Annotated in this window: 8 protein-coding genes and 1 CRISPR repeat array; of the genes, 3 read left to right on the forward strand and 5 right to left on the reverse strand. The window is 60.9% G+C overall.

Features of this window, described 5'->3' with window-relative positions; genetic code table 11:
- Positions 1-326 precede the first annotated feature (326 nt).
- From ACVWVQ_RS12385 to ACVWVQ_RS12395, 3 genes are all read left to right on the forward strand, one after another.
- A complete protein-coding gene (locus ACVWVQ_RS12385; RefSeq protein WP_083757636.1) occupies positions 327-494 on the forward strand; it encodes a hypothetical protein in 168 nt (55 codons plus the stop codon).
- Positions 495-614: 120 nt separating this feature from the next.
- Entirely contained in the window at positions 615-2,891 is a 2,277-nt protein-coding gene (gene recJ / locus ACVWVQ_RS12390; protein ID WP_457508749.1) for a single-stranded-DNA-specific exonuclease RecJ, read from the forward strand.
- A 134-nt stretch (positions 2,892-3,025) separates the two neighbouring features.
- Positions 3,026-6,325 carry an AAA family ATPase gene (locus tag ACVWVQ_RS12395; protein ID WP_457508751.1) on the forward strand — a complete coding sequence of 1,100 codons (3,300 nt, stop codon included), beginning with the start codon at positions 3,026-3,028 and terminating at the stop codon, positions 6,323-6,325.
- Between the two features lie 5 nt (positions 6,326-6,330).
- Here the strand turns inward: ACVWVQ_RS12395 and ACVWVQ_RS12400 are convergent, their stop codons facing one another.
- The 5 genes from ACVWVQ_RS12400 to ACVWVQ_RS12420 all read right to left on the reverse strand — a co-directional run bounded on the left by ACVWVQ_RS12400 (position 6,331) and on the right by ACVWVQ_RS12420 (position 10,157).
- Entirely contained in the window at positions 6,331-6,756 is a 426-nt protein-coding gene (locus ACVWVQ_RS12400; RefSeq protein WP_457384404.1) for a GerW family sporulation protein, read from the reverse strand.
- A gap of 65 nt (positions 6,757-6,821) precedes the next feature.
- Complete coding sequence (locus tag ACVWVQ_RS12405) at positions 6,822-7,085, reverse strand: DUF2973 domain-containing protein (RefSeq protein WP_414344596.1); 264 nt, start codon at positions 7,083-7,085, stop codon at positions 6,822-6,824.
- Positions 7,085-7,396: a DUF2605 domain-containing protein gene (locus ACVWVQ_RS12410; RefSeq protein WP_414382240.1), complete on the reverse strand. Its 312-nt coding sequence runs from the start codon at positions 7,394-7,396 to the stop codon at positions 7,085-7,087. Before ACVWVQ_RS12410 ends, ACVWVQ_RS12405 begins: the two co-directional genes overlap by 1 nt.
- A gap of 50 nt (positions 7,397-7,446) precedes the next feature.
- Positions 7,447-8,943, reverse strand: coding sequence for a cobaltochelatase subunit CobN (locus ACVWVQ_RS12415; protein WP_457508753.1), 1,497 nt, complete (start codon positions 8,941-8,943; stop codon positions 7,447-7,449).
- 35 nt (positions 8,944-8,978) lie between these two features.
- Positions 8,979-10,157 carry a transaldolase gene (locus ACVWVQ_RS12420; RefSeq protein WP_011432742.1) on the reverse strand — a complete coding sequence of 393 codons (1,179 nt, stop codon included), beginning with the start codon at positions 10,155-10,157 and terminating at the stop codon, positions 8,979-8,981.
- 106 nt (positions 10,158-10,263) lie between these two features.
- Positions 10,264-10,790: direct repeats of the CRISPR family, unit length 29 nt; unit sequence CGGTTCACCCCCACGTGTGTGGGGACAAC.
- The last annotated feature ends 660 nt before the right edge of the window (positions 10,791-11,450 follow it).

Below are 11,450 nucleotides of genomic sequence, written 5' to 3' on the forward strand. Positions count from 1 at the left end.
TCATAGTCAATGATGGGCTGGGGGGCTATGGGATTCTCTTAACCTCAGCCGGATCTGGCGAGCACCTATTGGGAACTGAGGACAGGTAGGGCTATGAAAGGGGCGCGCAGACCGGTCAAATCCATCTGAGAGGGTTTCCCGGGCTCTCACCCCCAGCCTCTGTTCCAAAGGGAGAGGGGAGTGTTGCCGTGATTTGGAATGGCTACAGACGTAAATGAGTCTGATTCTTGTTTCAGCATCGTTGCCGAGCAACCGCTAGGGTGTAGAGACGCGGATCTTCGACAAGAGGATCCCTAGGAAAAAACGAGAAAGAAGGAGAGAAAATCATGTCTGCCAGCACCCTTGTCCGTTGCGCCTGTGAACACTGCAACTGCAGCTTCGAGAGCAGCCAAGGCTATCGCTACGAAGGTCAACTCTACTGCAGCGAAGCCTGTGCCACCCACAATCACGAGCACCCTTCCGCCTGCTGTGTGGCTTCTCACTGCTGCCAGTAGGGTTCAAGGTAGCCCATCATCCCCAGCCCTTTCCTCTGGGATCCATTTCCCCCCTGGGCCGTTTTTGATAGGCTCCTGAGAAGTTCTACTCTTGTCGGCCAAGGGGTCGGCCTAGCTTGCATGGATTACGGCTGGCGCGAAGATACTCCGCACCGCTGGGAGCTGCTGCCCACTCCCCCCCAGTTCAATCTGGAGCTGAGCCGGGAATACGGCAAGTATGCGGCCAAGGTGATGGCCCTGCGGGGTCTGCACACTTGGGAGCAAGCGCGGGCCTTCGCGGATCCCGAACACTATTCCCCCACACCGTCGGGATCCCTGCCGGATCTGGAGCGGGCGGTGGCACGGCTGCTACAGGCGCGGGAAAGGGAAGAGACCCTGTGCATTTGGGGGGACTTTGACTGCGATGGTGTCACCAGTACCAGTCTCCTGCTCTCGGCGTTACAACCCTTGGGCTTCCGAGTCCAGTTCACCATACCGCTGCGCAGTACCGAAGGGCACGGCCTCAACCCTCAACGGCTGCAGCAGGTGCTGGCCCAGGGCTGCCAAGTGATCCTGACGGTGGATTGCGGGGTGGGCAATGCTGCCGAAATTGCCATGGCCCAAGCCCAGGGGGTGGACGTGATCGTGACGGATCACCACATGCTGCCGGATCCCTTGCCCGCTGCCTATGCGGTGGTCAACCCCTTGCGATTGCCGGCTGAACATCCGCTGCGCTTCTTGCCGGGGGTGGGAGTGGCCTACAAGTTGGCGGAGGCGCTTTACGAAGCACTGGGGATCCCTGGTGTCGGGCAGCACCTGGATCTGGTGGCGGTGGGAATCGTGGCCGATGTGGCGGTGTTGCAGCGGGAGTGCCGCTACTTGGTGCAGCGGGGCCTGCCGGTGCTGGCCAAGACGCAGCGTCCGGGGCTGCAGGCTCTCCTGGCTCGGGTTGACAACGGCCAATCCCAGGGGGTGCCGACAGCCCAAGATATTGCCTTTCGCCTTGCTCCCAAGCTGAATGCAATTGGCCGATTGGAAGATGCCAGCCTGGCGGTGGAGCTGCTGACCACCCCCGATCCAGAGCGCGCCCAGGCCCTGGTGCAGCACTTTGTCGCCCTCAATGAGGAGCGTAAGCACCTCACCCAGCAGGTGATCCAGGAGGCCAGCCAACAAGTGGAGAGCATGGATCTGGCCCGAGAAGGAGCCATTGTTTTGGCCGAAGCCGGCTGGAACCCAGGGGTTCTAGGGATCGCGGCGGCGCGCTTGGTGGAGCAGTATAACTGCCCAACGGTGTTGATCGCCAAAGACGAAGCGGCGGGACGGGGCTATGGGTCGGGCCGTTCCCTGCCGGGGGTGAACCTGGTGGAGGCCATCGAGGCTGTGCGCCCCCTGTTGCTGGGGGGAGGTGGACACCCTATGGCAGCCGGGATCCAAGTGGATCTCTCTTGCCTGGCCGCCGTACAACTGGCTTTGCGGCGGGAGCTGGCCGCGCGGGTCAGCCCAGATCACCAGGCTCGCACCTTAGCAGTGGAGATCGTCATCGATTGGGAGCTTCTGGCCTCTCAGGGCCGGGACGGGGTGGCAGAGCTGGATGAGGTGTATCGGCAGGTGCAGCTTCTGCAGCCCTTTGGGCACGGCAACCCCAACCCCGTCGTAGCCCTGATGAATGTTCGCTGCGGCAGCGTTAAGTTGGGGATTTCTCAGAATGGTCGCCACCTGAAGTTTGAGCTGGGATCCCGTACCCTGTGGTTTTGGCAAGCCGGAGAAGAGCTGGAGCGCTGGCAAAAATGCCAGGCTTTGGACATCGCCCTACAGTTGGAGGCGGATGACCGGGGCAGACAGCCTTGGCAGGGCAAAGTGCTGGCGGTGCGCCCTGCGGGAGAGTGGCAGGCACCCACCATTTCCGCCCCTCGCCTACAGATCCAAGATTTTCGGCAGAAACCCCTGCCGGATTCGCAGCAGGGGGCCATCTGTTACGACGGGCAGGAGGCCGAGAACTTTGTTCCACCACCCAAAGGGAAAGAGCTGGTACTGGCCCGCTGGCCCTGGCTACCGGCGGACTTGGCACAACTGCTGCAACAGGCACAGCCGCAAACGCTGATCCTGACTGCTTCTGGCCACCGCTGGGAGCAGATCCCCCAGCAGATTGCCCAACTGCAAGCGCTGTGGCAAGCAGGCCGACGGGATCCCGAGGATCTGGCTGCAGTAACTGGCTTTCCCCGGCAATGGCTGGCGGAACTGGACGGCCCGGAGCAGATCCCCACGCTGCTGATGGGCCGCCTTCAGGAATCCCAAGCCTTTCACCGCTGGCTGGATGAGGCTAGCCCCACCCAGATTGCCCAACTGTGTCAGCGGCTAATGCAATCGGATCCCCTCTCAAGAGAGACAAGAGAGAAAAGAGAAAAGAACGGAGAGTAGTGAGAAGGGAGTATCCTCACTCCTCTCTCCTCACTTCTCACTCCTCATTGTTGCTCCCCACCGCTGACGCGATACTCTGGATCAAATGGCTCAACCTCATTTTTTCCAGCAACCAGAGCCCCTCAGAGTTTTCTGTGATCCCGGTTCGCCTAACCTTGCACAATTTTCTCTGTTACGCTCACGCCGTTTTGGATCTGCGCGGGATCCACACCGCCTGTATCTGTGGCCCCAATGGGGCAGGCAAGTCCGCCCTGCTCGACGCCCTCACCTGGGGCCTCTGGGGGCAAAGCCGGGCCAGCAACGATAGCGATCTCATCCGCAAGGGGGCCAGCGAAGCCTGGGTAGAGGTGATCTACCGCTCGCGAGGACAAACCTACCGCATCCTGCGCAGCCGTCATCTATCGGGCGAGGGATCCCTGGAGTGGCAAATTCAAACCGGAGAAACCGACGGCCAACCTCGCTGGCGTAGCTTGACCCGCCGCGGCATGCGCGCCACCCAACAGGCCATTCAAAGTCAGCTCAGCCTCGACTACGAGACCTTTATTCACTCCGCCTATCTGCGACAAGGACAAGCAGATGCCTTCACTCTGAAGCGTCCCGGCGAGCGCAAGCAGATCTTGGCCGACATGCTCAAGTTGGGGCAGTACGATTTGCTGGCCGACCGCTGCCGGGAACAGGCGCGCAGTGCCAAACTCAAAGCCGATCTGCTCCAAGAGCGCCTGCAGCAGCTCAACCAACAACAGGCCCACGTTGGCCAAATCCAAGCCGAGCTGGAGCGACTCCAACAACGGCAAACTCATCTGCAGCAGCTCCTAGCCCAGCAACAGCAGGAATTGCAAGCCCTAGAGCGCCTCTACGAACATCGCTGCATCCTGCAGGAGCGCCACCAACACCTTACCCAACACTTGCAAAAGCTCGGCACCAACCTACAGCACACCGAGCAACAGTGGCGTGCCCAGCGACAGCACCTGCTCCAGTTGGAAGAGCTGATCGCCCAGAGTGAAGACATCCTGGCGGGTTACGAACGCTACCAAGCCCTGATGGCCCAAGATCGCCATCTCCACCACCTCTTCGAGCAACAGCAGCATCTGCTCCAAGAACGCCAAAAGCTGCAAGCCCAGCAAGCAGAGCAGCAACAGCAGCAACTGCGCAAGATGCAACGGCTGCAACAGGAGTTGGCCACCTGCCAAGCCCAGGCCCAAGCCGATGCCCAATTGCTGGCAGAACAGGAGCGCATCGAAATCGGCCTGCGCCACTACCAGCAAGCTCAAGAGCGTCTCCAGGCCCTGAACCAAGCCCAAGCTCAAGCCGCCGTCCTTCTCCAGCAGCAACAGCATTGGCAAGAGCAAATCCGCCGCGAGCGGGAACGCCTGCAAGCCCGCGTTCAGCTTCTCAGCCAGCAACTACAAAGCCAGGAAACTCTAGCCCAACAGCAGCAGCAACTGGAGCAGAAAATCGCCGAAGGAGAGGCCGCCTTGGCAGAGCTGGAGCGACGGCGTCTCTACCAGCAGCGGGTGTTGGAAAAAGTCCAAGAACGGCGGCTGTTCGTGCAAAAGCTCCAGGAACGCCAGCGGGTTCTCCAGCAACAGTGGCAACAGGAAGAAGAACGCTGCCGCCTGTTGGTGACCACCTGGGAGGAAGGTCAAGAGGTGTTTTCCGCTCAAAGTGCTCCGCGCAGCGAACGAGATCAGGTCACCCCCACTTTGGCAAGAGTGACAGCCCTTGTCGAGGAGGCAGCAGAACAAGAGGAGGGATCCCCGGCCCTATCTTCTGTCGGCCAGCCTGCCGAGCCATCCCCTGCAACGCCAACACCAGAGCCGCAGGGATCCGGCTTTATGGCTCCGCAACGCCGTCGCAACTGGACTTGCCCCCTCTGCGCCCGTCCCCTCAGCCCGCGCCTGCGGGATGTGGTGCTGAAAAAACACCGCGAGCGTCAAGAGGAAATTGCCGGCGAACTGTTTGTTATCCGCGAACAACTGGCGGTGGCCGACCGGGAGATTGAACTCTTGCAAGCAGAATACCGCCGTCTTAGCCAAGAACTGGCCACCTGGGATGAGCGCCTGCATCTGCAAGGGCGATTGCAACAGCAGTGGGAAGCCGAGCAGGAGCGCTGTCGGCAAATCCAGCTCTGGCAAGCAGAAGCGGCAGAGTTGAGGGAAATCCTCGACCGGGAAGTTTACGCTCAAGAAGCTCGGCAACAGCTCCAGCAGATCCAGCAGGCCCTGCACCAACTGGGCTATGACGAGCGCGAGCACGCCTTACAACGAGGAGAACTGGAGCGCTGGCGCTGGGCCCTGGGCCGCTCTCAAGAACTCCGCAAGGCCCAAGAGCGCCGCTCTCGCCTCTGCGAGCAAATCGCCTCCCTACAGGCACAACTGGAAACCCTGCAACAGGTGGGATCCAAGGACTCCGGCCCACCAGTGGGATCGGATTCTCCCCTGGCGGAGCGGTTGGCTCAGGTGGAACAGGCGTTAAACCACCTGGGCTACGACGGATCCCTGCACCAGCAGGTGAAAGCCGAACTGGCCCAAGCGCAACTCTGGCCGGTGCGCCTGCAAGCCCTACAGGTGGCCCGCCAGGAACTGCCGGAGGTGGCAGCCCGCACCCAAGCCTTATCCCAACGCCTACAGGAAAGCCGCCAGCACTTTGCCCAGGCCACCCAAGAGTTGGAACGGCTTCAGCAACAACTGGCGGAGCATCCCGAGGTTTTGCCTGCTCAGCTGGAAGGGATCCGCCAAACCCTGCGGGAGCACCGCCGGCGGCTGGATGAGGTGCTGTCTCAGATAGGGGCCGCCCAACAACGGCTACAACAGGCGGTTCAACAGCAGGCGGAACAGGCCGAGCTGGAACAGCAACTGCAACAGGCCCGCCGCCAGCAGCAGGTGTACCAAGAGCTGGCCAATGCCTACGGCCGCAACGGCATCCCCGCCCTGATCGTCGAAAATGTCCTGCCCGAGCTGGAAGCCCAGGCCAACCAGATCCTGGCCCGCCTGACCCAACACCGCCTGCACCTGCAATTGGTTACCCAGCGCTCCGGGCGACGCTATTGCCCACCGGCCAAGCTGTCCTCCGTAGCGGGACGGAGTCCCTATGACACCCTCGACATTCTCATTGCCGATCCCCACGGCACCCGCCCCTACGAGACTTACTCCGGTGGAGAAGCCTTCCGCATCAACTTCGCCATTCGCCTGGCCTTGTCCCGCCTGCTCACCCAGCGCTCGGGATCCGACCTGCAAACCTTAATCATCGACGAGGGGTTTGGATCCCAGGATGCCACCGGGCGCGCCCAACTGCTGGCTGCCATCAACGCCATCGCCCCCGACTTTGCCTGCATCTTGGTGATCACCCACATCCCCAGCCTGCAGGATGCTTTCCCCCACCGCATCGAGGTACAGCCCTCTCCCCAGGGATCCCGCCTCTCCATTCGCGGCTAGTCCCTTCAGGAGTTGCCGGCACGATTTTGCAGCCACTGCTGCAACAGGGGCACCAGAGTCTCGCTGAGTTGGTTCCACTGGTCGGGCTTCTGGACGGTGGTCAGCAGCTCCACTCGCTCGCCTCGGATCACCAGAAAGCCAACTGGCTCGATGCGCACCCCACCCCCCGCTCCCCCGAACAGACTGGCCGGATCCCCGCCGTTGCCGCGAAAGCCAGAAGCAGTTTTGCCGAAGTTACCCCCTCCCCCACCCAAGCCAAAATGCAAGGACATGTAAGGGACAATAATCGTCTCACCAATAGTGATCGGCTGACCAAAGGTTTGTCCCGTTTCCGCCAAAACCTTCAGCTTGCCGAGCACCGCCTCCAGCACCGATTCCACGTTGAAGTCGGATCCCATCTCCGTTGACTCGCCCACCAGACGCTCGGGCAAATGGCGCGCAGTACCTTCCCAGGCTAGTGCAGCCACGCCCAAGAGAGAAAGCCCAAGAAACTCCCCTAATCTTCGTCCGGCGAGCCGGAATAGAGATCTTCCAAACGGCTGCGAGCTTCTTCCAAGCTGGCCGAGCGAATCACCAGTAGAGGCTCCTCGGTGAGGTTGCCATCTTCATCCAGCAGCTCTGGGTGAGGGATCCGCTTGCGGGCACGACGAGGAGAGGCCTTGCGCTCTTCCACGCCCAGTGTGATGACATTGGTAACCAAGTTGCGCAGGGCCAAAAAGGCAATGGCCACAAAAGCGATGAGGTAGAGAATCTGCAGCATTACAGGTCGGGGGAGGGGTGAATCTGGCGAAATTGACGGCCCAATTCGGCACATTTCATAAGCAGGCGATGCCATTTTGCCATCAGCCCAGGGTCGATGCCAACCTCTTGATCAGAGGCCTGATAAAGCGCTTTGGCTACCTGTAGCTCCGCCTGGGCAGCCAAAACCTCTTCCAGCAGGGACTGCTGCTCTTCTGGGCTGATAAATTCCAGGGTCTCTTCCTGCAAAAAGCGGCGAGAACGCTCAAACCAGTAGCGGTAGTCCTCCAACAGTGGCCCCAGAATCTCTCGCAACAGCTCAGATTTGCTCATGGCCTGGGATCCCTCCACAACTGGTTTGGATGAAAAAATATTAGCAGAACTTAACCTTCTCTCGCCACGGGAGAGCGGGATTCCAGGTAGGCTTCCATCTCCAGCATCAGGGCTTCGATCTGAGGCAGCAATTCCAGGGCCTGCTCTTGCCAGTAGCCCCGCTGGTGGGCTTCCAGCAGCCGCTCGCTCATGTCCCGCAGCGCCCAGGGGTTGCGGGATCGCAGGAACTGCTGGACTTGGGGATCCAATAGGTAGGCGCGGGCCAGGCCGGCGTACATGAAATCCGGCACAGCATGGGTGGTGACGTCGTAGGCAAAGAGGTAGTCCAGGGTGGCAGCCATCTCGAAGGCGCCCTTGTAGCCGTGGCGCATCACGCCGGCAATCCACTTGGGGTTGATCACGCGGGCGCGATAGACGCGGTCAATTTCTTCGGCCAGGGTGCGGATCTTAGGGTTGTGGGGACGGGCGTGATCCCCGAAGTAAATCCGCGGGTTGCGGCCCTGGAGCGTTCGCACTGCCGCCACCATCCCCCCTTGAAACTGGTAGTAGTCATCGGAGTCCAGCAGGTCGTGCTCGCGGTTGTCTTGGTTGTGGAGCACAATTTGCAGGTGGGCCAATTGCCGCCGCAGGGCTTCGGGGGCCGGCTCTCCCTCGCCATCGGCCCGGTAGGCGTAGCTGCTCCAGTTGAGGTAGGCGCGGGCCAGATCCGCTTCTGTTTCCCAGTTTTGCGCCTCGATCAGCCCCTGTAGGCCGGCCCCGTAGGCCCCTGGCTTGGAACCGAAGATGCGCAGCCGCGCCCGCTCCGCCGCTGCTTGCTTTGGGATCCCTTGCTCCTGCCAGTACTGGGTATCGGCCAGCACGTGGGCCCGCAGGGGATTGTCGGCTTCTGGCTCCTCCAGGTCAGCCACGGCCTGCACGGCCCGGTCAAACAGGGCAATCAGATTGGGAAAGGCATCGCGAAAGAAGCCAGAAATGCGCAAGGTTACATCCACACGGGGGCGGCCCAAAACCGCTACAGGCAGGATCTCGATGTCCACCACCCGTCCTCCATCCCAGCGGGGTTTGACCCCCAAGAGCGCCAGGGCCTCGGCCCAATCGTCGCCGCCAGTTCTTAGAGTTGAAGTGCCCCAAACGGATAGGCCCAGGCGACGGGGATATTCCCCCTGCTCTTGCACGTAGCGCTCCACCAGCCGCTCGGCGGCCAGTGAGCCGACCTGCCAGGCGGTGGGGGTGGGGATGGCGCGAATGTCCACCGAGTAAAAGTTGCGCCCCGTGGGCAACACGTCCACTCGGCCTCGGGTGGGGGCGCCGGAAGGGCCGCTGGGCACATAGCCGCCCCCTAGCCCATGCAGCAGGTTCTCCAGCTCCTGAGGGGTTTGCTGCAGGCGCGGCAGCAGATCCGTCTCGATCCAATGCAGCACCTGCCTGGCTGCTGGCCCCGGCGGCGGATCGTAAGGGATCCCTTGCAGCCGCTGGGCAATCCACAGGCGGGCTTGTGCCTCCAGGGCGGCCACCCCATCTCCGATGTGGCGAAAGTTCTTGCCCATAGACCTTGAGGTTTTCCCAGGCCGGCTGCCAGCGGCTAATTCTTCAGATAGACCGCCGCCCCTAGGCCGACCAACATTTCCTCAGGGGTAATTTTGCCATCTTGGTTGGTATCCAGGGCATCGAAAACGCGATCTGCCCCCATCCACTCCTCGCGGGTGATGAAGCCATCCCCATCCAGGTCGTAGAGGCGGAAGACATCCTGGGCGGCGTGGGTAATGGTTTCCTTGGCACCCTCCAGCTTCTGCAGCCGCTCGGTGAGCAGTTTTTCCAGCACCTCCAGCGCTTTGGAGAAGCCCTGGATCCCTTCTTCCAGCTTTTCTGAGGCCATGCGGTTTTCCCGGTGCATCTGGTCGAAGGTAGCTCGATCCATCACCAGGCGCGGGATGTCCATTTTCTTGGCTTTTTCCGGATCCAGTTTGCGCTCCAGGTAACCCTCGGTGTTCTGCAGCTCCGCCAGCAGCGCCGGTGAGATGGTGAGAAGATCGCAGCCGGCCAACTCGATGATCTCCCCGATGTTGCGGAAGCTGGCCCCCATCACTTCCGTCGGAAAATCGTATTTGCGGAAGTAGTTGTAAATCTGGGTCACCGACTGCACCCCCGGATCTTCGGCAGGGGGATAGCTCTCCCGGCCCGTGTGTTTCTTGTACCAATCCAAGATGCGGCCCACAAAGGGCGAGATCAGCTTCACCCCCGCTTCGGCGCAGGCTATGGCTTGGTGCAAGCCAAACAACAGGGTAAGGTTGCAGTGGATCCCTTCTTTCTCCAGGATCTCGGCAGCCCGGATCCCTTCCCAAGTCGAGGCAATTTTAATCAGCACCCGCTTGGGATCCGCTCCTGCCGCCTTGTAGAGCTCGATCAAATGGCGGGCTTTGGCAACTGTGGCTTCTGTGTCGTAAGAGAGGCGGGCATCCACCTCCGTCGAGACCCGGCCAGGAATGATGGACAAAATGCGCACGCCAAAGGCCACGGCCAGTTGATCGATGGCGTGGGCCACCACGGTTTTGATGTCGGCTTTGGATCCCAGTTCTTGGCGGGCCTTGAGCAAGGTTTCATCGACAATGCCCTGGTACTGGGGCATTTGGGCAGCCGCTGTGATCAAAGAGGGATTGGTGGTGGCATCCTGCGGCTTAAAGCTCTCGATGGCGTTGATATCCCCCGTATCGGCGACCACGACAGTCATCTGTCGCAATTGCTCCAGCAAGCTCTTGCTCATGTTCGGCTCCTTGAGATTGCGCTACGCGCCGCTTCTGCGACCTAGTTTCAGTGTTACCCATCCCATTCAGGGATCCCGGTAGACATGAGATTGTCTTAATTCTCTGCCGCTCACCCCCACGTGTGTGGGGACAACGCAGGAGCCGGTGGTGCGGGTGCCCATCCCCAGCCGCTCACCCCCACGTGTGTGGGGACAACACTTCCATGTGCTCATGATGGTGCGCCCGTCGTACGGTTCACCCCCACGTGTGTGGGGACAACGATCCGGTCGATCTCCACCTGGGTGTAGGTGAACGGTTCACCCCCACGTGTGTGGGGACAACCAACGTCCAGCCTACCCCACTCCCGTCCTGCTGCGGTTCACCCCCACGTGTGTGGGGACAACGAGCCTCCACCGTCAGGTTCTCAACGCCGTACTCGGTTCACCCCCACGTGTGTGGGGACAACGGGTGCGGCGTGGGCTGTGGCGCAGTGGGCGGGGCGGTTCACCCCCACGTGTGTGGGGACAACCAACGTCCAGCCTACCCCACTCCCGTCCTGCTGCGGTTCACCCCCACGTGTGTGGGGACAACGAGCCTCCACCGTCAGGTTCTCAACGCCGTACTCGGTTCACCCCCACGTGTGTGGGGACAACGCGCGATTCACTGTTGAGCAGATAACGGCAACGCATCCACCCGATCTAGACAGCACTTGTGAGAGTTCTTCAGGCCACCGATCATCTTTGACCCAACGGATCCCTAATTTTCGGCGCACATGATCTGAGGGTTTAAAAGGCTGAGCTAGGGCTTCTCCAGAGGCAAAAATCGTAATGCGGGGATAGCTGGCAGCAGGGAGATTGGGCGGGGGTTGATTGCAGCCTCTGGCGTAGGCAGCCAGTAGTCGCTGGCGGGTGCTGACAGGCAGGGTAGCGGAAAGGGCAATCACCGGGGATCCCAGTACTGCTGCCCATTCCAAAAACCGCTCCAGCAGGGTGCTCGTGTAGAGGTCGTAGGCGTGGATCTCGTCTAGGATAATCGTGCGCCCCGCCAAACCAAATAGGCGGACAAACTGGTGGCGTGCTTGTACTGCCCCCATCAAAGCTTGGTCAAGGGTGCCCACGCCGTAGGCACTGAGCAACGTCCGCTTGCGGGCCGTATGCCACTCGCTGGCGAAAACCCCCTTGCCCTCCTGGTCGCAAACCTGCTCTAGGCGACAGACGGTACAGCCTTTTAATTTAAAATAGGGTACAGGTATTCAAGAGGAAGGAGAGAAAGGAATGCCGACTCATTCTTTGGATTTGCGGCAAAGAGTTGTA

Source organism: Thermostichus sp. MS-CIW-36 (assembly GCF_054059035.1).

Excerpts from the sequence above, each read along its gene's own strand:
- ACVWVQ_RS12385 (WP_083757636.1), top strand. The coding sequence starts at position 327 with ATGTCTGCCAGCACCCTTGTCCGTTGCGCCTGTGAACACTGCAACTGC.
- recJ (WP_457508749.1), top strand. The coding sequence starts at position 615 with ATGGATTACGGCTGGCGCGAAGATACTCCGCACCGCTGGGAGCTGCTG.
- ACVWVQ_RS12405 (WP_414344596.1), bottom strand. The coding sequence starts at position 7,085 with ATGCTGCAGATTCTCTACCTCATCGCTTTTGTGGCCATTGCCTTTTTG.
- ACVWVQ_RS12410 (WP_414382240.1), bottom strand. The coding sequence starts at position 7,396 with ATGAGCAAATCTGAGCTGTTGCGAGAGATTCTGGGGCCACTGTTGGAG.
- ACVWVQ_RS12415 (WP_457508753.1), bottom strand. The coding sequence starts at position 8,943 with ATGGGCAAGAACTTTCGCCACATCGGAGATGGGGTGGCCGCCCTGGAG.
- ACVWVQ_RS12420 (WP_011432742.1), bottom strand. The coding sequence starts at position 10,157 with ATGAGCAAGAGCTTGCTGGAGCAATTGCGACAGATGACTGTCGTGGTC.